This is a genomic window from Sporosarcina sp. E16_8 (assembly GCF_017347095.1).
GTDB lineage: Bacteria > Bacillota > Bacilli > Bacillales_A > Planococcaceae > Sporosarcina.
The window spans coordinates 41,570-65,431 of the sequence record NZ_JADPRZ010000008.1; the positions used below are offsets into that span (position 1 = coordinate 41,570).

The 23,862-nt window shown below is 37.9% G+C and carries 17 protein-coding genes; 15 read left to right on the forward strand and 2 right to left on the reverse strand.

Annotated elements, in window-relative coordinates:
- Positions 1-51 precede the first annotated feature (51 nt).
- On the forward strand, positions 52-1,461 hold the full coding sequence (gndA, locus tag I2484_RS08605; RefSeq protein WP_207150624.1) for an NADP-dependent phosphogluconate dehydrogenase: 1,410 nt from the start codon (positions 52-54) through the stop codon (positions 1,459-1,461).
- An 849-nt stretch (positions 1,462-2,310) separates the two neighbouring features.
- Here the strand turns inward: gndA and I2484_RS08610 are convergent.
- Complete coding sequence (locus tag I2484_RS08610; RefSeq protein ID WP_207150625.1) at positions 2,311-3,177, reverse strand: Cof-type HAD-IIB family hydrolase; 867 nt, start codon at positions 3,175-3,177, stop codon at positions 2,311-2,313.
- 761 nt (positions 3,178-3,938) lie between these two features.
- Here I2484_RS08610 and I2484_RS08615 point away from each other — a divergent pair.
- The 11 genes from I2484_RS08615 to I2484_RS08665 all read left to right on the forward strand — a co-directional run bounded on the left by I2484_RS08615 (position 3,939) and on the right by I2484_RS08665 (position 18,873).
- Positions 3,939-5,099, forward strand: coding sequence for an ROK family transcriptional regulator (locus I2484_RS08615; RefSeq protein WP_207150626.1), 1,161 nt, complete (start codon positions 3,939-3,941; stop codon positions 5,097-5,099).
- A gap of 83 nt (positions 5,100-5,182) precedes the next feature.
- Positions 5,183-6,922: a phospho-sugar mutase gene (locus tag I2484_RS08620; RefSeq protein WP_207150627.1), complete on the forward strand. Its 1,740-nt coding sequence runs from the start codon at positions 5,183-5,185 to the stop codon at positions 6,920-6,922.
- 739 nt (positions 6,923-7,661) lie between these two features.
- Positions 7,662-8,690 (forward strand): LacI family DNA-binding transcriptional regulator, encoded by a 1,029-nt coding sequence (locus I2484_RS08625; protein ID WP_207150628.1) that lies wholly within the window; start codon positions 7,662-7,664, stop codon positions 8,688-8,690.
- Between the two features lie 31 nt (positions 8,691-8,721).
- On the forward strand, positions 8,722-9,957 hold the full coding sequence (locus I2484_RS08630) for an ABC transporter substrate-binding protein (RefSeq protein WP_207150629.1): 1,236 nt from the start codon (positions 8,722-8,724) through the stop codon (positions 9,955-9,957).
- A 159-nt stretch (positions 9,958-10,116) separates the two neighbouring features.
- Complete coding sequence (locus I2484_RS08635; RefSeq protein ID WP_255551246.1) at positions 10,117-10,953, forward strand: carbohydrate ABC transporter permease; 837 nt, start codon at positions 10,117-10,119, stop codon at positions 10,951-10,953.
- Positions 10,953-11,771: a carbohydrate ABC transporter permease gene (locus tag I2484_RS08640; RefSeq protein ID WP_207150631.1), complete on the forward strand. Its 819-nt coding sequence runs from the start codon at positions 10,953-10,955 to the stop codon at positions 11,769-11,771. Before I2484_RS08635 ends, I2484_RS08640 begins: the two co-directional genes overlap by 1 nt.
- Positions 11,772-11,804: 33 nt before the next feature.
- Entirely contained in the window at positions 11,805-13,994 is a 2,190-nt protein-coding gene (locus tag I2484_RS08645; protein WP_207150632.1) for an alpha-galactosidase, read from the forward strand.
- 164 nt (positions 13,995-14,158) lie between these two features.
- Positions 14,159-15,631 (forward strand): glycoside hydrolase family 32 protein, encoded by a 1,473-nt coding sequence (locus tag I2484_RS08650; RefSeq protein ID WP_207150686.1) that lies wholly within the window; start codon positions 14,159-14,161, stop codon positions 15,629-15,631.
- Positions 15,632-16,355: 724 nt separating this feature from the next.
- A complete protein-coding gene (locus I2484_RS08655; RefSeq protein ID WP_207150633.1) occupies positions 16,356-17,240 on the forward strand; it encodes a PucR family transcriptional regulator in 885 nt (294 codons plus the stop codon).
- 146 nt (positions 17,241-17,386) lie between these two features.
- Positions 17,387-18,484: an ABC transporter ATP-binding protein gene (locus tag I2484_RS08660; RefSeq protein WP_207150634.1), complete on the forward strand. Its 1,098-nt coding sequence runs from the start codon at positions 17,387-17,389 to the stop codon at positions 18,482-18,484.
- Positions 18,485-18,720: 236 nt separating this feature from the next.
- Positions 18,721-18,873, forward strand: a complete 153-nt coding sequence (locus I2484_RS08665) for a YfhE family protein (RefSeq protein WP_207150635.1) — start codon at positions 18,721-18,723, stop codon at positions 18,871-18,873.
- A gap of 253 nt (positions 18,874-19,126) precedes the next feature.
- On the opposite strand, the gene I2484_RS08670 is transcribed toward I2484_RS08665, so the two are convergent.
- On the reverse strand, positions 19,127-19,942 hold the full coding sequence (locus I2484_RS08670) for a S1C family serine protease (RefSeq protein ID WP_207150636.1): 816 nt from the start codon (positions 19,940-19,942) through the stop codon (positions 19,127-19,129).
- Positions 19,943-20,149: 207 nt separating this feature from the next.
- On the opposite strand from I2484_RS08670, the gene I2484_RS08675 reads away from it, so the two are divergent.
- From I2484_RS08675 to I2484_RS08685, 3 genes are all read left to right on the forward strand, one after another.
- Positions 20,150-21,238: a hypothetical protein gene (locus I2484_RS08675; RefSeq protein WP_207150637.1), complete on the forward strand. Its 1,089-nt coding sequence runs from the start codon at positions 20,150-20,152 to the stop codon at positions 21,236-21,238.
- A gap of 433 nt (positions 21,239-21,671) precedes the next feature.
- The gene (locus tag I2484_RS08680; RefSeq protein ID WP_207150638.1) at positions 21,672-23,015 is read left to right on the forward strand and encodes an AAA family ATPase; all 1,344 of its coding nucleotides are present in this window, start codon (positions 21,672-21,674) and stop codon (positions 23,013-23,015) included.
- A complete protein-coding gene (locus I2484_RS08685) occupies positions 23,002-23,724 on the forward strand; it encodes a hypothetical protein (protein ID WP_207150639.1) in 723 nt (240 codons plus the stop codon). The genes I2484_RS08680 and I2484_RS08685 overlap by 14 nt, the downstream gene beginning before the upstream one ends.
- Positions 23,725-23,862 lie beyond the last annotated feature (138 nt).

The following is a 23,862-nucleotide window of genomic DNA, read 5'->3' on the forward strand; positions in this document are numbered from 1 at the left end:
TTAATTTGAATTAAATCGTTGAAAATAGTAGATAAAGAGAGGATGTATAACATGTCGAAACAACAAATTGGTGTAATTGGTTTAGCTGTTATGGGGAAAAACTTGGCGCTTAATATTGAAAGTAGAGGGTATTCTGTTGCTGTCTACAACCGTACAGCTGCAAAAACAGATGAGTTTTTGGGAAATGAAGCAGTAGGCAAGAACTTTTTCGGTGCCAAGGGTATTGAAGAATTTGTTAACTCATTGGAAGTACCGCGTAAAATTATGCTAATGGTTCAAGCAGGACAAGCAACAGATGCAACAATAGCATCCTTACAGCCGTATCTTGAAAAGGGGGATATCCTGATTGATGGAGGAAATACTTTATTCGAAGATACGATTCGCCGCAACAAAGATTTAGAGAAAACAGGCATCCATTTCATTGGTACAGGGGTTTCTGGGGGAGAAGAAGGTGCGCTAAAAGGTCCTTCGATTATGCCAGGTGGCCAAAAAGAAGCATATGATCTAGTTGCACCTATTTTTGATGCGATTGCTGCACGAGTAGATGGTGAATCTTGTAGTACATATATTGGGCCTGATGGTGCAGGGCATTATGTGAAAATGGTGCACAACGGGATTGAGTATGGGGATATGCAATTAATCGCAGAGGCCTATTTCATATTGAAGCATGTCCTTGATCTTGATGTACAAGAACTACATGAAGTCTTTTCAGTATGGAATAAAGGCGAATTGGATAGTTACCTAATTGACATTACTGCCGAGATTTTTACAAAAATAGATGAAGAAACAGGTCAACCACTTGTTGATGTTATTTTAGATAAAGCAGGCCAAAAAGGGACAGGAATGTGGACAAGTAAAAATGCCTTGGATTTAGGCGTTCCACTACCATTAATTACTGAATCCGTATTTGCACGTTGCATATCTGCGATGAAAGATGAACGTGTCAGAGCAAGCAAAGTGTTAGCGGGGCCTGAGGTAGGCAGCTATGAAGGTAATAAAGAGGAACTCATTGAAGCCGTAAGAAAAGCATTATATATGAGTAAAATTTGTTCCTATGCACAAGGTTTTGCACAAATGCGCGCGCAATCTGTAGAAAGTGGCTGGAATCTTCGCTATGGCGATATTGCGATGATTTGGCGTGGTGGTTGCATTATCCGTGCTCAATTCCTGCAAAACATTAAAGATGCCTATGATCAAGACCCAAATCTAGAAAACTTATTGTTAGATGCTTACTTTAAAGAAATTGTAGTAGGTTATCAATCTGCATTACGCGAAGTCGTATCAGTTGCAGTTAAACAGGGTATTCCCGTGCCATCATTCTCAAGTGCAATTGCTTATTATGATAGCTATCGTTCAGAAAATCTTCCTGCAAATCTAATTCAAGCACAGCGCGACTACTTTGGCGCTCATACGTATGAGCGTAAGGATAAAGAAGGATCATTCCATACAAACTGGTTCTAAGAGGAAAAGTACTGAGCCCTGATTGCAGGTGGGTGACTCTAATTGGTTTTAGTTGCGAGGTGTAATTATTAGTATTGATAGTGCACTCGACAATGAAAGGGCTGCTTCCCGTATATCAGAGCAAAATATAAGGAAAAATAGACCTCCCTTCTATAGATGGGGAGGTCTATTTTTTATTGCTATATATTCGACACTACTTATTTGGTGATAACTAGGTGATACATCTCACGAGTGTAACGAATAAATCTAGCGAAGGAGCTACACTAATGAAAGTCAGCACAATAGCACCGCATCCTGCAGGCGCCGGAGCAATAAGACTTAGGAAGGATGCAGTTCAATCCATCCCTAGTGATCTTCTGGCGGGCTTATTGCGTGAGGCCATCGCCAAGCGATAAAGTGGTTTTGGAAGAACATTTTAATTGTTAAGTGCTGACTATATAGTTGCAATTTAGATAGAATTGCTTCGTTTATGGGGCACACATCTATGAATCGCTTTGGTGATCCGAAACAATTGAACGGAATGGTCCATTGGCTTGTATCAAATCGTGCATCTAGCTTTGTAACAGGAGCACTATCACATTCCATTAACCACATCCGGGTTTGGGTGAACTAGATCCACTAGAAATTGAAAGGTCATCTGTAGGAGCAATTAAAGACGTGGTAGGTAAGGAGAATATAAGGCAAGAAGAACTTCTAACATGAGGGGATTCTTGTGTGATCCATTCATTTATTTGTGTGAATGAAAACTATAAGCCTTTATCTCCAGCCACTAAATGGCCATCAAATAAAATTAACAAAGAAAAAGCTCCTTCATTTGAGAGTGCTCAACTGAAGGAGGATTATTTTAAGTTAAACCTGAAGTTGCAAGATAGCTCGGATTGCCAATCCAACACCATCATGTTCATTTGTGGTTGTAATTTCAGTGCAAGCGGCTTTAATTTCTGCAGGGGCATTACCCATAGCAACAGAGCGTCCTGCACGTTCCATCATTGATAAATCATTATAGCTATCACCAATTACCATGACATTAGCCATTGAGATATCTTTACTCTTGGCATATTTTTCAACTGCTATTCCTTTTTGTGCATTGATATCTGTAATCTCTAGATTTCCCGCTCCTGAAGAACTGATAGCAAGTCCAGGTAACAGTTGAAGTGCTTTTCTAGCCTTATCTAAATTCACTCTATTAAAAGACGTTCCAAATACTTTATAAATTTCACTTCCGCGTTGGTTAATGAGCTCATTATAAGAATCAACTTGGCGGATATAACCTCGTTCTACTCTATTCATTACTTCTTGCCGGATTTTATCCACTGCGGGGATTTGGTTAGCTGCTTCAGCAAGTTGAATGAAAGTATCGATTTGATCTTCAATACTGTTAATATAAATTAGCGTATCAATAAATAGTTGATAATCTATTGTGTGAGCATCTAAAATAGATGTTATTTGTGAGATGTTATTTTCATCTATATGGGTTGCAGAAAGCAAATCCCCAAATGAATCTCTAATTTCTGCTCCATTAAGACAAATGTATGAAAGATCCAAACCACTATCACTAATAGGACCATAGGCCTCCGAGAAACCTCTTCCAGTAGCGATTACAACCTCAATTCCATTGGACTGTGCGGCTAAAATTGCTTGTTTGTTTTTAGTACTGATGGTGTGGTCAGGACTCAATATTGTTCCATCCATATCAATTGCAATTAGGCGTATCATAATTGTCCCCTTTCTTAGTACATAGAGACTGATAATACCAATGAATGCGATATATATCAACTTGCCAGTTCGACAGAGTTTTTTCTAACCCTAGCCAAAAAATATCGAAAATAAGAATAATCTGATGAAATGATTGAAAATGTCCTAACGAATCCTATAGAGATTTTAACCAGGCCAACTTAACGGGTGTATTTGAAAAGAATGTTGAAGAGTTGTTTACAAATGATGTTCATCTGTAAGAAAATGACAATCGCACAGATGCTTACTGCGCAAGCTTGGTTAATCGATATGGATTTGGTTTAATGGCGATAAGCATTAGTTCTACATTCGATTTTTGGACTACTTAAATATGATGTTACTGATTTTAAGAAAAGAGATTGTATTGTCCGACAGTCGGATGAAAAGCGCAATGGGGTATGTTCAATTTATGCGGCCAAAGACAATCGGAAACAATTAGTATAACTTTCAACCTTTCGCGAATTAAACTAAATTATCCGTGTACTCAACTAGAGAGATTAATGATAGTATAAAAGCTAAAGAGTGTTTCTTATATTTGAAAAAATGGCTTTAGGAAGTTCACCTCTTCAAGAAAAAGCGAAAAGTCATTGCAACTGCAAAGGTTAATATATATCCCCTAGTCAAAGTGGTTTATCCTATCAGGAAAAACCACGTTGGTTGATAGTGATAATATTTGTACTACCATCAAAGTAGGGATGTCCCTGTTCTGTCACTTTGATTATTAAAATAATAGGGGGGTTAATATGCGGCAAGGCACATTCCGGTGGATGAAATCGGTAAATAAGTCTATTATATTAAATAAAATACGGGCCGACGCACCCATCTCTAGGGCGCAAATTGCCAAAGAGACAAAACTAACGCCACCAACAGTTAGTAGTAATGTGAAAGAGTTGATTGATCAAGGGATTGTGATAGAAAGCAAGCTTGGTGAGTCTCAAGGCGGCCGAAAGCCAACGATGCTCTTAATCAATAATCAAGGTTTCTATGTTGTTGGAGTAGATGCGGGACCGGAAATGATAGAGTGTATCCTTACCGATTTATCTGGGGAAATTATTAAGCGAACTTCAAATAAGTTGACCACACCGATAACAAATACCGAGTTTCTGGCTGTTTTAAAAGAATGTATTCACAGTTGTTTACAAGGTATATCTACTACTCGTAAAAAAATTATTGGAATAGGTGTCGCAATGCATGGTGTTGTTGACGTTGGAGCAGGTACTTCACTGTTTGCTCCTATTTTAGGTTTGACCAATATCCCGATTAAGGAAGAACTTGAAAAGGAATTTGAACTAGTAGTCAAAGTAGAAAACGATGCACGCGCAATGGCACTCGGGGAATCTTGGTTTGGAGATCATGGTGAATTAACAAGTATGTTGGTTATGAATATTGGACGTGGTGTTGGCGCTGGGCTTGTCATTGATGGAAAGTTATACCACGGGGCACAAGATATTGCCGGTGAAGTGGGACATATGACAATTGATTTGTACGGTGAAATTTGTGAGTGTGGTAATCGTGGATGTTTGCAAACGTTTACAACCGGCCCAGCAATTGCTAGACGTGCAATGAAGGGGATATCTCCTGATCCAATCACTGCTGAGAAAGTATATGAATTAGCTATAGGTGGTAATGATGAGTTTGCGACCATACTTAAGGAAACCGGAAGAGTGATTGGGATAGGTTTAACAAATTTAATACATATTATTAATCCGCAAAAAATTGTTCTTGGTGGTGGGGTAACAAAGGCCGAAGAACTAATTTTACCAGTCATACTAAAAACGATTGAAGAGCGTGCATTGACACCACGGGCAAAACAGACTGAAGTAACCATAACTAAACTTGGTGATGATGCAACACTTATTGGTGCTGTGTCTTTACTTTTAGTAGATGTATTTGACCCAAATTGAATTTTCTACTAAACTAGGATAGATAGCTATGAGAAGAGTCTGAATAGAACGATTTTTTATCATTATTTTAGGAGGTCATTCATATGACGTGGCAAGTTGAAGCAGAAAAGTGGCTTAATCAAGAGAATCTAGAAGTTAGACTCAAACAGCAACTTATGATTGAAGAGAAAAATTCAGAATTGTTGGAAGACAGTTTTTATAAAAATCTCTCATTCGGCACGGCTGGCCTGCGCGGAGAACTCGGGTTTGGCACGAATCGGATGAATATTTACACAGTGAGGAAGGCGGCGCTTGGGCTTGTTTCCTATATTAATAGCTGTGGGGAAGCCGCGAGAAATAGAGGCGTCGTCATTGCATATGATTCGAGGCACCAATCTGCGGAATTTGGCCTTGAAGTGGCGAAAGTTCTTGGGTTCAATGGTATTCGCTCCTATTTGTTTGACGAACTGCAATCTACTCCATTGTTATCTTTTGCAGTACGCGAATTGAATACGTTTTCAGGCATTGTCATAACAGCAAGCCATAATCCGTCAGAATACAACGGACTGAAGGTGTACGGAGAAGACGGTGGACAAGTTACTTTAGAAGCAGCAACTGCGATTACTACACATACGGAGAGTATCGATGATCTATTTTCGGTGGAGGTAGCGGAAGAAGCTTATCTCTTAGAAAAAGGACTACTTACTTATTTGGATAATGATTTGAGTAATCGTTATTTATTGCATTTAGATGGAATACTTTTAAGTGGGGAACTAGATAAGAGTCTCTCGATTGTTTATTCCCCACTCCACGGGGCTGGTGGGAAATTAGTTTGTAAAGGACTAGAGGTAGCGGGCTTCTCGAACGTAACCATCGTCAGTGAACAGGCAATTCCAGATCCGGAATTTACGACCGTCAAGTATCCGAACCCTGAAGATCCACAAGCTTTTGAAATGGCACTTACGTATGGTCATAGAGTGAAAGCGGATCTACTCATAGCAACGGATCCGGATGCGGACCGAATGGGTGTGGCAGTCCGAGGTTTAGATGGCGACTATATATTTTTAACAGGAAACCAGATTGGTGCATTACTCGTAAATGCATTGTTGGAAGATAAATCAGACCGTAATGCAATGCCGGAAAACGGTATTGTTTTAAAGACAATAGTCACATCAGAGCTTGGCAGGGCCATTGCAGACAAGTATGGTGTTAAAACGATAGATGTATTGACAGGGTTTAAATTCATCAGTGAAAAAGTGTTAGAATTTGAAGAAACTGCAGAGTCAACTTTCTTATTTGGCTATGAGGAAAGCTATGGCTATTTGATTGGCGATTTCGTACGGGATAAAGACGCTGTTCAAGCTTCTGTATTAATTGCTGAAGTGGCTGCAAGTTATAAAGCAAACGGACAAACATTATTGGAAGGGCTACATGTGCTGTATGAAGAGCATGGCTATTACCAAGAAGGTTTGGAATCGATAACGCTAAGAGGGAAGACTGGCATGGTGAAGATTGATGAAATCGTAAATTATTTCAGGTCGACATCATTTGTTAACGAGTTTACTCAACCCCTTTCAATAATTGAAGATTATGCATCTGGTAATTCTGTTGTGGTTGAAACAGGGGATCGGCAGCCACTCGACTTGCCTATTGCGAATGCGCTTAAATTCAAGTTGTCTAATGATGCATGGTTTGCCATCCGTCCATCTGGAACAGAACCTAAAATCAAGTTCTATTTTGGGGTGAAGGGTGAAACAAAAGTCGAAAGTGATGAGGTTTTAGCAGCATTAAAAGCAGCCGTCATGACGATTGTTGAAAGGTTTACTTCCCACTTATTACAATAAGCGATGAAATTCTATACCGCTTTCGATAATGGCACGTTTACAGGTATTGATTTTTCAGGCTGGAGAAATCTACCTAGCGATAGCTGGGAAGTTACTGAGAAAATGTGGAATTGGTTGTTGTGATTGGTGATGGGGGATTAAATTTAAGTGCAAAAGAAGTTCAAGATACGCCCTCTCCCTATATTGAAAAAAGTGAGACCCTTTCCACCGATTATGGTGAAAAGGTCTCACTTTTTTTGTGTCGAATGTGATTTATGTCTTCAACTCTCTGTGTTTTAAAAAAGTTTAGGAGTTAATAATCATCAATTAGATAATTTACTCTGATAGCTAACTTAGTATTTCTCTATTCTCCAGGGGATTTACCGAGAGAAGCGCGAACTATTTTCTGGAGATAGTTACCACAGAAAATTTATTTTAGTAAACAAGATGCATTTGTTTACTAAACAGATGTATTTTGCATCCCGTAATATTGATTATATAGGTCGAAGTATTAAATTACATATGTAAACTTAGGATAGGTGCTTAACAGTACATCTGATGCTGTAACACCGTTGAGAAGCTTGAAAAAGGCATATTTTAGGGCTAAATTGGTGTTCTTTAGAATTAGATAATCTATATACATTCTAGATAAACTCTTTAATACTATACTTTTTCAAGAAAAGGCTTGCGAATAATTAGAATATTTGATATATTACTTTTAATACGTTTAGTTAACTTAACTAAAAAGGGGAGGTGAATCATGGCGACGATGAGAGAAATAGCAATAAAAGCTGAGGTTTCTACAGCTACTGTGTCTAGAGTTATCAATGGAGACCCTACATTATCGGTAACTGCTGAAACAAGAAGAAGAATAATGGAGGTCGTTGATGAACTCCAATACAAGCTACCTAGAAGAAAAAGTGGCAAAGCCTCTGAATCCGTCCAAGTGCAAAATATTGGGCTCGTCATATCCAATGATGAAACAATTGACCCGTATTTCCTTTCTATTCGACTAGGAGTGGAAAGTGTCTGTGAAAAATATTCAATGAATATTTCATCTGTACTCACGGTTGGTAAAAGTGATTTTACAGCTTTAGCACTCAGTCGCTTGGATGGGTTAATCATATTCGGGGACGTGATCATTGAAGATTTACGAGATGTATATTATCACAATGACAATATTGTTATCGTAGACTTTTTACCTGAAGAAAATACCTATGATGTAGTTCTATCTGATTTTGAGACAGCTACCGGTCGAGTAATGGATTATCTGTTCAACCTTGGTCATACGGATATTGCTTATATTGGCGGACAAGGTGCAATTAGGGGCATTACAACTGAACAAATAATTCCGAAAGAAGACACCCGCAAGCAAATATTTGAAAAGAAAATGAATGAGAAAGGTCTATACAATCCGGAATACATTCTTTTGGGTGATTTTGGTACCAATAGTGGCTATTTGTTAACGAAAGAGTTGATTGAATCTACCGCCAAACCAACAGCAATTGTCGTTGCTAGTGATCCGATGGCGATTGGAGTTATGCGTGCCCTGCATGAAGCAGGAATGAAGGTGCCAGATGAAATATCGGTTTTCAGCTTTGATGATATCGACTCTGCCGCCTACTTAAATCCATCATTATCTACCGTTAAAATTCATACCGAAGAAATGGGACGGACAGCTGTTAAGCTGTTGTATGATCGTATACATGGTGATCGGGTATTGCCGCTCAAAGTAGTACTCCCGACCGAATTAGTCGTTAGAGACAGCGTAGGCATTAAAAAAGCGTAGAAGTAAAAAAATGTATTGGAGGATCATATATATGAAAAAAATGATTTTGTTACTCGCGGCAGGTGTTCTATCCGTTGTTCTATTTGCCGGCTGTTCTAATGGAAATACCTCTAGTTCCAAAAGTGATGAAGTGAAAATTGAGTTCTTTCAATATAAAAGTGAAGCCATTCCTACTTTCGCTAAATTGATTGCGAAGTTCGAGGAAGAAAATCCAACGATTAAAGTCGAACAAGTAAGTCCGCCAGAAGCAGAAGTTGTTTTAAAAACGAGAGTCATGAAAAGTGATATACCCGATATCATTGGAATTGGCGCTAACAATAACTTTAAAGAACTATCAAAAGCAGGCGTATACAAAGATATGACAAATGATGAAAACCTAGATAATGTTCAACCTGCTTACTTGCAAATGTTGAAGGATGTCACAGGATTAGAAGAAATTTATGCAGTTCCTTACGCAGCTAACGCAGTAGGTGTTATTTATAACAAAGCAATCTTCAAAGAGTTAGGACTCGAGGTACCGACAACATGGGATGAGTTTATTGCAGTTGCAGAAAAGGTGAAAGAATCAGGGAAAATACCTTTCTATTTCACATTCAAAGATGCTTGGACAACACTTCCAGCCTTTAATGTACTTGCAGCAAATACACAAGGCGATGATTTTTATGATGAATTAAATAAAGGAAACGTGCTCGTTGGAACAAGATATAAGGAAGCAGCGGAAAAGTTTGTAAAGTTGCTCGATTATGGGCATAAAAACCAACAAGGTGTCGCTTACAATGATGGGAACACCGCTTTCGCAAACGGAGAAAGTGCCATGTACTTACAAGGTATTTGGGCAATTCCTGAAATCAAAAAAGCGAATCCTGCTATTGATCTAGGTGTTTTCCCTTATCCACTAACAAATACGCCAGGGGAGAGTAATGTCGTTTCTGGAATCGATTTACTTTTAAGTATAGGCGCATCATCGAAGCATCCTGAAGAAGCGCAGAAATTTATCGAATTCCTATTAAAAGAAGAAAATATAACCATGTATATTCAAGAACAAAATGCATTTCCAACGCTAAAAGGAATCTCACAAGAGGAGCCATCGCTTGAGGGCTTGAAAGAAAGCTTTGCAAAAGGGGCACTTGTCGATTTTCCTGACCATTATATACCCGTAGGTGTCACAGCTGATCAGTCCCTACAAATATTAGCTCAAAATAAAGATGTAGCTGCATTTTTAGATACGATGCAGAAAGACTGGGAAAAGGTTGAGGATCGAAAGTAATGCCAAAAGAGAAACTGAGTAAATTCAGTTTCTCTTCCTTTGATAAGGAAGGAAGGAGGAATAATAATGAAAAAAGCTAGTCCTACTTTGACACCTCCCGTAAATTCAAGAAAAAAGGCGAAGCAGAGGTTTATAAAAAAAAATTGGGCTTTTTATGCAATGGTTATACCAGCTGTATTACTTTTCGCTACTTTTCATACCTTTCCCGCTTTACAGGGAATCTATTATTCTTTTACGAACTGGAACGGAATCAGTTTAGAGTATGACTTTGTGGGCTTTAAAAATTATTTGCATTTGTTTAAAGACAAAGTTGTAAAAGATTCGTACATATTTACGTTTTCATTCGCCATCATGGCTACAGTTCTTGTAAACGCAATTAGTTTAGTGGTTGCGATAGGCTTAAATGCGAAAATAAAAGGGCGTAACTTTTTCAGAGCCATTTACTTCCTCCCTAACATATTGGGTGTATTAATCGTTGGATTTATTTTCAACTTCTTTTTCACGAATATTCTTCCGACAATTGGTGAGCGATTAGATATCCAGTTTTTGATGGTAAATATTCTTGGCTCAGAAAAGTATGCATGGATGGGAATTTTGCTTGTTGTCGTTTGGCAAGCCTGCGCATTTAACATCATTCTTTACCTTGCTGGATTACAGACCGTGCCAGGTGAATTATATGAAGCAGCTGGTTTAGATGGTGCAAACTATTGGCAGCAGTTTTGGAAAATAACATTCCCTATGATTGCCCCATTCTTTACGATTAATATGGTTTTGTCGATGAAGAACTTCTTAATGGTGTTTGACCAGATTGTCGCTATGACAGCTGGAGGACCAGGTCACTCGACGACATCCATTTCTCTACTAATTTATAAAGGTGGATTTCAAGGTGGGGAATTTGCATTCCAATCAGCGAACGCCGTTATATACTTCCTCCTGATTATGTTTGTCTCTATTTTTCAACTTAAAATCTTGCAAAAAAGAGAGGTGGATATGTAATGAAACAGCGAACAAACTGGCCTGTCACAATTCTGATTACACTTGGCTCGCTAATCATCCTTTTCCCATTATATATGTCCTTCTCAATTGCCCTGAAAAACCCACAGGAACTTGCTAAATCAGCACTGGCATTTCCAACCGTATTTCGCTGGGAAAACTTTACGAGAGCAATCGAGGCAACCAACTTTTTTAATGCGTTAAAAAACAGCGCGCTTATTACGGGTGTTACACTTGTGTTGACAATTTTATCTAATTCACTTGTAGCCTATGCAGTGGCAAGAAATATGCATAAGAAATTCTTTAAAGGCTTATATTTCTATTTTGTCAGTGCGTTATTTATTCCATTTCCAATAATCATGCTGCCCATTGTAAAGCAAACATCCGCACTCGGACTAAATAACCCAGGTGGACTTATCTTACTGTATGTTGTATACGGTATGGCTATAAATATTTTCATCTATGTCGGGTATATCCGATCAATTCCCAAGGAGTTGGAAGAGGCTGCTATTATCGATGGATGCAATACATGGCAAGTATTTTGGAAAGTCATCTTCCCGCTTTTAATGCCGATTAATGCGACGATTGGTATTTTGACATGTCTATGGGCGTGGAATGATTTCTTGTTGCCATTAATTATATTAAGTGATTCGGCTCATGCCACGCTCCCACTTGTTCAATATGTGTTCCAATCAGAATTTGGGACAGATTACAACTTAGCTTTCTCCTCTTATTTAATGGCATTGGCACCGATGGTTGTTGTCTACCTGTTTGCACAAAAATGGATCATTGGCGGCGTTGTACAAGGATCGGTTAAGTAAACCTATAATATAGTTAAGGAGCTGAATATTAATATGGCGATACATTTTGATTCCAAGAAAAACAGATTTCATCTACAAGCAAATGATACGAGCTATGTCATGGAAGTTGTACGTGACGGCTATTTACTCCATCTGTATTGGGGTAGAAAAATAAACGACTTTAATTATTCAAATGAAATTCAACTTGTAGATCGTGGCTTCTCTGGGAATCCCTACAAGGAAGATCGTACGTTTTCGCTGGATACATTACCACAGGAATACCCGCAATTCGGGAATACGGACTATCGCAAGCCAGCTTATCAGGTCCAACTTGAAAATGGTTCAACAATTAGTGATTTACGCTATGAGTCGCATGAAATCCGGAAAGGAAAGCCCGCATTACCAGGTCTTCCGGCTACTTATGTGGAAGACGATAATGAAGCGGAGACGTTAGAAATTGTCATGCGTGATGCGGAAACAAATTTAAAGGTCGTGCTTAGTTATACCGTTTACGAACAGTTTAATGTCATTACGCGATCTGTAAAATTCCTAAACGAAGGAACAGCATCACTCAAACTATTACGTGCTTTAAGCGTTAGCGTTGATTTTCGGGATGCAGATTTCGATATTATGCATCTTCATGGTGGTCATGTCAAAGAAAATCATATCGAGCGTCAGCCACTTAGACTTGGTGTTCAATCTATTGAAAGTGCAAGAGGCGCAAGCAGTCACCAACATAATCCCTTCATAGCATTGCTGAGAAAAGGAGCGGACGAGCATACAGGTGATGTATATGCGTTCAACTTTGTTTACAGTGGAAATTTCCTTGCCCAAGCAGAAGTAGATCAATTTAACAATACAAGAGTAACGATGGGCATCAACCCATTCGATTTTAATTGGAAATTGGAACCAGGAGAGGCGTTCCAAACACCTGAAGCAGTAATGGTGTTTTCAGCGACCGGACTTGGAGGTATGTCGAGAACGTTCCATGAGTTATACAGAACTAGGCTAATGAGGGGGATGTATAAGGAAAAAGAACGTCCGATTCTCGTAAATAACTGGGAAGCAACTTACTTTGATTTTAATACTGAAAAAATTATTGATATTGCCAAAACCGGTCAGGAGCTTGGAATTGAGCTAGTCGTTTTGGATGACGGTTGGTTTGAAAAAAGAAATAGTGACCACTCATCACTTGGTGATTGGTTCGTAGACGTTGAGAAGCTGCCGAACGGACTTAATGATTTGGCTGGTCAAGTGGCAGAAATGGGTATGAAGTTCGGTCTGTGGTTTGAGCCGGAAATGGTTTCAGTTGACAGTAATCTTTACCGTGATCACCCCGACTGGTGCCTACATGTTCCGGGGCGCAATCGCTCCGAAAGCCGCAATCAGCTAGTCCTTGATTTTTCGAGGCCGGATGTTTGTGAGGAAATCACAAAGCGCGTCTGTGCCATTTTGGCAAGTGTGCCGATTTCTTATGTGAAATGGGATATGAACCGCTCCATGACGGAAATTGGTTCCGCAGTACTTCCTGCTGACAGGCAAAGAGAAACGGCTCACCGTTACATGCTCGGCTTGTATAACGTCATTGAGACCATCACTTCTCGTTTCCCTGAAATTCTATTTGAAAGTTGCTCTGGAGGGGGGGGTCGTTTTGACCCTGGTATGCTTTACTATATGCCTCAAACATGGACAAGCGACAATACAGATGCAATTTCACGCTTGAAAATTCAATACGGTACAAGTATGGTTTATCCCATAATTTCAATGGGTGCGCATGTATCAGCAGTTCCGAACCATCAAGTTGACCGGGTTACGTCGCTAGCTATGCGTGGAGATGTTGCGATGTCAGGGAATCTTGGGTATGAGCTTGATTTAACGAAGCTGACGGAAGCAGAAAAAATAACGGTTAAAGCACAAGTAGAAAGATATAAAGAAATACGCAAGCTTATACAGTTCGGTGACTTTTATCGTTTGAAGAATCCTTTTGAAGGCAATGAGACGGCTTGGCTGTTCGTCAATAAAGATAAAACAGAGGTCATCGCTTACTTGTTCCGCGTGCTTGCGGAGCCGAATGCAGCAATTGGAAGCGTACGGTTATCGGGCATTGATACTACGAAGAAGTATGAATTGCTTGGAACAGATAAGGTATATGGCGGCGATGAACTAACCTTCGTAGGTTTAAGCATTCCAATCGATATGAAGGGTGATTTCCAAAGTCATGTCTGGCATTTCAAAGAATTATAAGTAAAGTAAAAACGATGAGTATTCCCTGTTCAAAGGAATGGGGAACATCGTTTTCTTTCTATCTAGGTTGAATAACGTTAGTTTGTATGGCGTATTCAATACATCAACTTAATTATACATAAAAGTGAGGGATTATAGTGGTTACACTTCATCAAGAACGAATCATGAAGGCTGAAAAGGCTTTACAAGTGGCAAGTGGAAAAGTGAAAGATACGCCATACCGACTAGGCTATCATATCATGGCTCCTGCACACTGGATTAATGATCCGAACGGATTAATTCAATGGAATGGGGACTATCATGTATTCTTTCAGCATCATCCATTTGGTGCGAAGGGAGGCCCAATGCACTGGGGACATGTGAAAAGTAAAGATCTTGTGCATTGGGAACATCTCCCCATCGCACTCGCACCAGGAGATGAGTTTGATAAAAGTGGGTGCTTTTCAGGAAGCGCCCTTGAACATGATGGGCAATTGCTCCTTTTTTATACAGGGCATAACAATTTGATTGAAGATGGCTCTGATTTTTTTGAAGTGCAATGTCTTGCAACAAGTAATGACGGAATTCATTTCGAAAAGCTGGTAAGTAATCCAATTATTTCGAAACCACCAGAAAATGGTTCTCTGCATTTTCGAGACCCAAAAGTTTGGAAATACCAAGATACCTGGTATATGGTGTTGGGGAATCAAGTCGATGAATTAGGCAATGTACTTTTATATGAATCCCATGATTTGACTACATGGGTCTATCAAGGCGTCATCGCACAGAGTGAAGGGGAGATGGGCTATATGTTTGAATGCCCGGACTTTTTTGAACTTGAAGGAAAGCATGTACTACTATTCTCTCCCCAAGGAATTGAGCCAGAAGAGGATATATATCAGAATTTGTATCAGAACGGGACTTATATTGGTGATTTTGATTATTCAACAAAACAGTTCTCGCATGGTCAATTTACTGAGCTTGATAAGGGCTTTGATTTTTATGCAGGACAGACCTTACTCGATGATCGCGGAAGACGAATTTTGTTAGGCTGGATGAGCATGTGGGAAACTACGATGCCAGAACAAGAACATGGTTGGGCTGGGGCCCTAACCTTACCGAGAGAGTTGAAGTTCAATAATCATGGTGAACTTTCAATGACTCCAATTGAGGAACTTCAAAAATTGAGAACGGTAAAAAATGTAGTTGAGAAAACTATGATTAACGACAACGTTCGATTATCAACTATCAAAGGTGATCAGCTTGAAATTATTGCTGAGTTTTCGTTAAAAAATAGCACTGCTGAAAAATTCGGTCTTAATATTCGTTGCTCTGCAGATGGAGAGCAGAAAACAGAGATTTTTTATCAAGTGGCTGAAGGTAAAGTTGGGATTGACCGTAATCATTCAGGGCATGGAGAGGGTGGAATTAGACAGAGCATCATTCACGGACGAGACTGTGAAACTCTCAAACTCCATCTGTTTATAGACCGATCATCTCTTGAGTTATTTGTCAACGACGGCGAAACAGCGATGACTGCCCGTATCTATCCAGATCAAACGAGCATATCTGTAGAATTATTCAGTGATAGTGGAGAAACAAAACTGATTAAGCTCGACGCGTGGGAATTGAAGGATAGTTGGATGGGCATTTCTTAACTAACGTGTAACCGAGTGTTTCAAACGCATTGATCATACATCCATTGGTTTACCAAGAAATAATAGACTTATCCATGATAAATAAACCAGCATACTGATAAATTCAACTGAATAATAAAAACCCTCCTACTCTATTATTTAATGCAAGGCATAATAGAGTAGAAGAGATTGATTAACTTCCGATTTCTCACACCACCGTATCAAACAGGACTTTTAGAAATTGTCTAGTCACATTTACGCATGTTAGCCCATTCGTATGCTATATCTTCCACAAAAACCAAAATAAATTGATTGACAATTTTGAATTCCGGTTCTATAATTCGTTGTAAGCTCTTATATTAGTTTTTAGATAAAAACTAAAACGTTTTCGAAAATTAACAAAATGAACTTCTCAATCAAAACGCATATTTTTTTAAACTAATACAAAAACGTGGAGATTAAAGGGCGTATTAAGTTAGGAATGAGGCTGCAAAAAGATAATATGCTTGTTCTACTAGAAGCACTTAATATTTATTAGTCATCTCAAAAACGCCAAAGGGAATTTCTTTAGGCGTTTTTACATTACTTGGTTCTACTGTGATAGCCTCACGTTTATGTTGGAGTGTAGTTACAAAAAGGGTATCATCTAATTGCAAGGCGTATATATGTATTAATGTGGTACTATTAAATTTGACGCAATAGTCTAAAGTGTAAATGCTTTTTGAAAAAAGAAAGGGGTGTTTTGATGATCAATCAATTACGTAAAATTTATTCGTCACTCCTTGTATATTCAGAGGGACATGATAACTTAGATACTACATATAAGTGGTTTGTGACAGGTGAAAATGAAATTGTTGGTATTCATGACGAGGAATTAACCTCTAAAGACGTATCATTATTAACTACTTTTTTATTACCATATAATATAAATTTACCAATACCTACTGATGAAGAACGAAAATGGAAAAATGCTATTCATGCGACTGAATCAAGTGCTAACTTTGAAATTAAAAATCCCTATCGTTTTATCTACTTTTCAATCAAAAAAAATCAAATTGACCCTACTGTATTTAAAGATGCTATTCATGAGCTTTTTGCTAATCCTGTACCTATTTTATGGGGAAATGGACATGAAGGGATAATAATAGAAGAACAGATTGACTATGAAGATAGTATCTCATTTGAAGAGATTAAAGATATACTCATGAGCGATTTATCTGTAAAAATCCACTTCTTTATTGGATCTTATAAGGAAGGTTTGGAGGACATCGCGCAGTATTATCACTCATTAACAAATGCAGCTAAGAAAGTATTTGTATATACGAATAAAACAGTAGTAACGTATATTGATGCTGTACCTTATTTACTCATTAATCAAACAGAACCAGACCTACGTTCGGATATTGGTAAAACTGTTTTACAAGAATACATAAACGATGAAGAAACACTGAAAATGATCGAAACGTTTCTTCAATGTAATTTAAATATATCAGAGACAGCAAAGGTATTGCATATGCACCGCAATAGCCTCCAATATCGTTTGGATCGTTTTTTTGAAAAGACGGGAATAGATGTGCGACAATTTCATCATGCAATGACAGTTTACCTTGCCCTTCTAGCAAGAAAGTAACACTATTTATTTGGAAACGTCGTTCATAGTAAATATGCACGAAGACTATCCAGATCTTTGTGCATATTCACCATTACTAGAATAGTATAAATAATGTATGCTATTAGTAGTTAATGAAAGCACTTACATACTCTGGAGGGAATAAAATGGCAGACTTAAAATTGGTAAATATAAGAAAAGTATATGACAAAGATGTGGTTTCTGTTAAAGATTTTAGTTTGGAAATTAGAGATAAAGAATTTTTAGTATTAGTTGGTCCATCAGGCTGTGGAAAATCAACAACACTGAGGATGATTGCTGGTTTGGAAGAAATATCAGGAGGCGATCTTTACATTGGTGATAAAAGAGTGAACGATGTCCCACCAAAAGATCGTGACATCGCTATGGTTTTCCAAAACTATGCATTATATCCACATATGGATGTTTACAATAATATGGCGTTTGGTTTGAAGCTTCGTAAATTTAAAAAAGACGAAATAAAAAAACGGGTTGATAATGCAGCTAAGATATTGGGACTTGAAGACCTGTTAACGCGTAAACCGAAGGCTCTATCAGGTGGTCAGCGTCAGCGTGTTGCTTTAGGACGTGCAATTGTACGGGATGCCGAAGTATTCTTAATGGATGAGCCCTTGTCTAACTTAGATGCTAAGCTACGTGTACAAATGCGTGCAGAGATTCAAAAACTACACAGACGCCTGCAAACAACAACCGTTTATGTAACACATGATCAAACGGAAGCAATGACAATGGCGACGCGCCTTGTTGTCATGAAAGATGGATATATTCAACAAGTAGGGGCTCCTAAAGAAGTTTACGATGAACCTAATAATGTTTTTGTTGGTGGATTTATCGGTTCTCCTGCAATGAACTTCTTGAACGGTAAATTAGAAGAGAATTATTTTGTTATGGACGATGTGAAAATTCTTGTACCTGAAGGGAAGATGAAATATCTTCGTGAGCAAGGTTATGTCGGTAAAGATATCATTCTTGGGGTTCGTCCGGAAGATATTCATGATGAACCGCTATTCCTAGATTTTTCTCCTGAAACAAAAATCAAGGCCTCGATTGAAGTTGCTGAATTAATGGGAGCAGAAATTATTCTTTATTCTAAAGTAAATGACCAAGATTTCGTTGCACGGGTTGATGCACGTTTCAGCGTTGCAGCAGGCGAAACAGTCGACTTAGCATTTGATCTTAATAAAGCGCACTTTTTCGATTGTGAATCAGAATTACGTATAAAATAAGAGTGTAACGTAAAGCCGCCAAGGGAATCGAGTCTCCTTTGGCGGCTTTTTAATTGTATTTTTTGATGTTGAAAGTGATTGTCGAATACCACTTGTTTTTAGCTGGTGTTCGACAATCACTTAATTATGTTATTTGAAATCTGATGAGAGTCAGATACCATTAACTTTGTTTAAAAACTAAAAGATTTGGACAAACTAAGTAATCAAGATATAAACATGGAAAGGAGAGTATACAAATGAATGAGAAAAAGCCTCCACATGAACAATTGACCGATAAAAATAATGGATTGTCTTCAGCGCAAGAAGTACTGTATCAGGAAGAATATAAAAAAGCGGATAAAGAGGGCGAGAAAGAAGAAAAAGATAGGGATAATAACAAAAAAGGCTGAAGTTTGCATATGGAATAAACTGATTTCCAAGAAATTTTACCCTCTACTAATAAGATTATTTCCAGAAAAAACGGTTGCACAATAAATGCAACCGTTTTTGATATTGGGAAATAAATTTATATCTAACTATATGCTGAACAACTGAATTTCCTATATAAACTGAGCGAAGGCATCCCCTAACACCGTAGCGAATTCAATGGGATTTCTTAATCTCACTATTTCCAGGTTGATTCTAAGCACTAACAAACTTTATTTACTGTTGATTGTAAAATTCATCTATCGGTATAAATAACCCGACTTTTCCATACGTTTCTTGATCTAACGTGGCGAAAATTATGCCAATCACCAGCCCATTTCTATTTAGTACAGGGCTGCCGCTATTTCCTCGATAAACGGGTGCTTGCATCATTACGACAGGTACATCCCAATACGGTAGCTGGATATAATCAATAATCGTGCCTTCATTTGCAATGCCCTTAAAACTTAAAGGATTGCCAATAAAGTTGATGGCTTCATTAGTTGTAAAACTCGTTTTTTCAGCGAGTTCTAAATAGGGTAGATCTTGTCCATAGACTTTCAGTACAGCGAGATCGACTGAAGGATATGTATGCACAACGTCTGCCGTTAAACGACCTTCTTCTGGGAAGTAGACATTTACAGTATCGCTACCTTCGACAACATGATAGTTCGTTAGAATAATTCCTTCACTCGAAATGGAGAAACCTGTGCCTTTGCTTTCAGCGGACTGAATAACAACGACAGATTTCTTATAAGTTGCAATGTTTTCTTGCTTCGATAATTTTGAGGAAGTCTGTAAGAATTCAATAGCTGGAATTGAATAAACTTCAAAAATAATCGCAAATGTATTGAAAACCATCACAATGGAGATGAGCCAAAATAGCCATTTTGGAAATGGACGCTTAGTTTTGCGGTTGTTTTTTTCTTGCGCCTCTCTAAAAAGGGCCAGCTGTTGTGCTTCTAATACCAGTTCTTGCAATTCTTCATCATCAATTTCTTCATTTGAATCAACGTTATTTAAATCAGGCGATTGTTTTTCATTCGACTCCATACACCCACACACCCTAACTATTAAATACATATCGTTATAGTTCATTATAGCAAAGGAAAGAATACAAGGTTTTCTTCTTTTATTTGTTTGTCATAATTATGTAGTCAGCGCATATAATGAATAGTTCAATGACATTTAAATGGAAGAATGAATATTGTCCAAGCGTCTTCTTATTACACTATTATTTTTAAAAAAGGGGAATGAATTATGAGTAGGGAAAAGCAGAGGATGTTTGTCGTTTCAATTGCGTTGGCACTTGGGATTGGTGGAGTGATGCCTTCTTATACTTCCGCGGCAGTGGAACAAACTAAATCACAAATTCAAATCGGACAGATTGTCAAAGGGACAGTCGTTGAAAATTGGGGTAATGAAATAATCGTTAAAGGTGATAGCGGTGAACGCTACCATGTTGGATTGCATACTTTTGCTGAAGAGCAAATCCAGGCTATGAATTTCTCAGTTGGAGCTTTGGTGCAAATCGAAGGAGAAGTCTTGGAAAGCATTGCCGATTTTTATAGCGTTGACTACTTTGTTAAAAATCTACCACTCGGCGTAACAGAAGATGAAATTAATAAGCTTGAACTACTTTACAATGAGGTAATGACTTTAGAAAAGAATGAGTTATGGGAGGAGGCAGGAGAATTATGGACACAAATAAATCGCATAATAAATCCGCATTATCTTGCCAATTGGGAGCCTGAACCATTTGACGTTTATATAAGTATGTTTGAATATCCATTTACGAGTGATGAACTGCTGCAAATGGAAGAACTATATAATCAATGGATTTCACTTGCAAAGAGTGGGGCGGAGATAGAATCTGGTGTGAAGATCGACCGATTATTTGAAATTGTCAATAGTTATTTTGTAGAGCCAACATTTGATGAGTATATTATACAGTTAGGAACGACTATTTCCAAAAAGGATTACCCGGTGATTAAGAAATTATATGAGGATGCTCACCAAGCTAGTAGCGACGGAGACGACCAACTCGCGATGGATAAATGGGAGGCATTTGACTTGGTGATGCGCCCGTATTATCGTGCTGCCAATCCAATGCCAACATTTAATGAACAAATGGCTAATTATGATTTCGAAGTATCTAAGGAAGATCTGTCTAAACTACAAAAAGTTTACACGAGCATCATTGACTTAGAGCTTAATGGTAAATATGAAGAAGTAGATAATCAATGGGAGTCTTTTTATAGCATTTTAGAGCCATATTTTTCAACGAATATAAATATCCCATTCCGTGCCTCGGAAGTCATTATTAACGGTGAGACTTTTCACAGATAAAGCTAATGTTAGAATGCCTATCATTTCGATAGGCATTTTTGTGTTGGATTAAATGTAACGTACTATTTTTTATACACTGAAACTCTGATCTATATATGTTGAACAAATGAATTACTATATAAACTGAGCGAAGGCGGCTTACAAGGGGTAGCCGAAGCTCTAAGACTAGCCCCGTAGCGAATTCAAAGGGATTCTCATTGCAACATATATAGCTAGACGTCTGCGTAAAGAGGGGACTCGGATAATACACTCGAAATTCACTACAGCTTTCTAATGTTAATCTGAATAACTAATGACTAGTAAGGCCATATTAATAAGTAAATCACATTTTTCACCTCTGGCATAAGCAATTAATAAATTCCTTTTTAGATGCATTTATCGTTAAAAATAATAGCTTATTTTCATATTAAGTAGTATTCATAGGGGGACCTCCATGAAAAGTATAGTCAGGGTAACCAAAGTAGAAATAACCAATTTGAAAAATGTTAAAAATGGTGCGTTTCACACAAATTCAACATTCAATACGTTAGAGAAAGCGGATGTCATAGGGTTTTATGGTCAAAATGGCTCGGGGAAAACTGCGGCAGTGGAAGCGTTCAATCTTCTAAAGACTTTATTATCAGCCAATCTTGATGCACCCCTTCCTAAGCTCACATCTAACTTGCTGTATTTTAACGAAAAGGCTATTCGCTTATTGTTTCAATTTATTGTTGAAAATCAATTCGGTGAATACTTCGTAAACTACTCAGTTTCTTTGTCGGCGGGAAAAGGAAGGTATCAAGTTGTCCAAGAACGAGTAGTATATCGTGAAAATAAGGAAAATGAGCGATTCAAAGTTCTAATTTCAAAAACTGTTAAAGGCTTAACGATAGGAGATAATGAATCACATGAAATGACTGAAACTGCAAGGGTTTCAGTCATGGTAGCCAATCGAATGGCTACTAGTAACTCAACTTCATTTGTGTTTAGAGAGGAATTAAAGGATGTATTTGAAGTGCTCTTAGAAGAAACAGAAACTGAAATTATGAAAAACCTTTCAGATGACCTCAATCGAGATTTACACGTTATTGATACGATTCAATATGGTCTATTAGTTGCTAATCTTGTTATGCCTTTTAGTGTTCATTTGGAAAGAAAACGTGGACATATACCTTATGAGATGCAAGATACAATGGTGTTGCCATTGGATTTGTTTGAAACGATTGACCAAGTGGTTAGTCAGACGAATATTGTCTTGCAGACCATTATCCCAGGTCTTCTAATAAAGATAAGAAAAATCAATAAGCAAAAGTTGAGTGATGGAAGTGAGGGAGTTCGCTTTGAGTTTCTATCGGAAAAAAGGGATATCGAACTTCCTTTACGAAGTGAGTCTGAAGGTACGTTGAAAATTATTTCAATTTTAAGTACACTCATTGCCGTTTATAATAATCCGAACGCTTGCGTTGTCATTGATGAGCTCGATGCAGGGATTTTTGAATATTTACTTGGCGAAATATTAGAAGTCCTGGACGAAAATGCACAAGGTCAACTCTTTTTCACTTCTCATAACTTGCGGATATTAGAAGTGCTTCCAATTCGAAACTTATGGTTTACTACTCTAAATGAAGAGGACAGATACCATCAATTAAAAGGGGTTGAAAAGCTAAGTAATGCACGGGATATCTATCTACGTGCTGTACAGCTGGGTGGTCAAGATGAAGAAATCTATGCGGAAACAAATTTATATGATATTAAGACGGCATTCCGAAAAGCAGGGATTTCACATGACAATTACTAAAAAGAAGGTCGTATTATTACTTGTCGAGGGAAGCTGCGAAGAGGTATTGCTATACAATCGGTTACGTAGTCTTTTCGAACAGCATAATATACGTTTCCATATTCAGCACGGCGATATTTTATATGACTTGGACAGGCCGGACCAACCTATCAAGTCTGTGATAGGAAATGCAGTAAATGAATTTATGCTTAAAAGTAAATTTCGTCCGGAAGATGTATTCTGTGTACTACATATTATTGATATGGATGGTTGTTTCATCCCAGAAGACGCGATTGTAATTGAAGATACCCAAAAAGAATTAACACTTTACCATGAAGATCGAATAACTGTTCCGCATGAAAAACAAAAGCAACAAATAGCAGCTAGAAATGCGGATAGGAGTACAAATATCAATATAATGAAGGCATTAGATAAGATACTATCTGCTGAAATCGATTACCGTATGTATTATTTTTCAAGAAATTTAGAACATGTACTATTTAAAGAACCCAATCCAGAAAAGGAAGGGAAATTTCCACAGGTAGAACGATTTATAGAACAGTTAGAGATGCCGATTGAAGACTTTTTACAGCAATCCATGCCATTATTAACCGGAGCAGATCCTTATACGGAAAGCTGGGATAAGATTTCTGAAAGCTCAGCTTCCTTACAACAATACAGTAATGTACCTTTGTTATTTGAATTTGTTAAATTGCAATCCGGATTTTAGATTTCCTAAATTAACACATAGTTAAAGTGTTTGTTTTCGGTTATATAAAAGCAAAGAAATCACTTTATTACCAAAGTGGATTCTTTGCTATGTCTTTCTATTTGTTAATCGGGGTCGTCATTAAAGGCACATATTTAG

Bases quoted from the DNA above. Each gene is read 5' to 3' on its own strand.
- gndA (WP_207150624.1), top strand. From the start codon at position 52: ATGTCGAAACAACAAATTGGTGTAATTGGTTTAGCTGTTATGGGGAAA.
- I2484_RS08610 (WP_207150625.1), bottom strand. From the start codon at position 3,177: ATGATACGCCTAATTGCAATTGATATGGATGGAACAATATTGAGTCCT.
- I2484_RS08615 (WP_207150626.1), top strand. From the start codon at position 3,939: ATGCGGCAAGGCACATTCCGGTGGATGAAATCGGTAAATAAGTCTATT.
- I2484_RS08620 (WP_207150627.1), top strand. From the start codon at position 5,183: ATGACGTGGCAAGTTGAAGCAGAAAAGTGGCTTAATCAAGAGAATCTA.
- I2484_RS08625 (WP_207150628.1), top strand. From the start codon at position 7,662: ATGGCGACGATGAGAGAAATAGCAATAAAAGCTGAGGTTTCTACAGCT.
- I2484_RS08630 (WP_207150629.1), top strand. From the start codon at position 8,722: ATGAAAAAAATGATTTTGTTACTCGCGGCAGGTGTTCTATCCGTTGTT.
- I2484_RS08635 (WP_255551246.1), top strand. From the start codon at position 10,117: ATGGTTATACCAGCTGTATTACTTTTCGCTACTTTTCATACCTTTCCC.
- I2484_RS08640 (WP_207150631.1), top strand. From the start codon at position 10,953: ATGAAACAGCGAACAAACTGGCCTGTCACAATTCTGATTACACTTGGC.
- I2484_RS08645 (WP_207150632.1), top strand. From the start codon at position 11,805: ATGGCGATACATTTTGATTCCAAGAAAAACAGATTTCATCTACAAGCA.
- I2484_RS08650 (WP_207150686.1), top strand. From the start codon at position 14,159: ATGAAGGCTGAAAAGGCTTTACAAGTGGCAAGTGGAAAAGTGAAAGAT.
- I2484_RS08655 (WP_207150633.1), top strand. From the start codon at position 16,356: ATGATCAATCAATTACGTAAAATTTATTCGTCACTCCTTGTATATTCA.
- I2484_RS08660 (WP_207150634.1), top strand. From the start codon at position 17,387: ATGGCAGACTTAAAATTGGTAAATATAAGAAAAGTATATGACAAAGAT.
- I2484_RS08665 (WP_207150635.1), top strand. From the start codon at position 18,721: ATGAATGAGAAAAAGCCTCCACATGAACAATTGACCGATAAAAATAAT.
- I2484_RS08670 (WP_207150636.1), bottom strand. From the start codon at position 19,942: ATGGAGTCGAATGAAAAACAATCGCCTGATTTAAATAACGTTGATTCA.
- I2484_RS08675 (WP_207150637.1), top strand. From the start codon at position 20,150: ATGAGTAGGGAAAAGCAGAGGATGTTTGTCGTTTCAATTGCGTTGGCA.
- I2484_RS08680 (WP_207150638.1), top strand. From the start codon at position 21,672: ATGAAAAGTATAGTCAGGGTAACCAAAGTAGAAATAACCAATTTGAAA.
- I2484_RS08685 (WP_207150639.1), top strand. From the start codon at position 23,002: ATGACAATTACTAAAAAGAAGGTCGTATTATTACTTGTCGAGGGAAGC.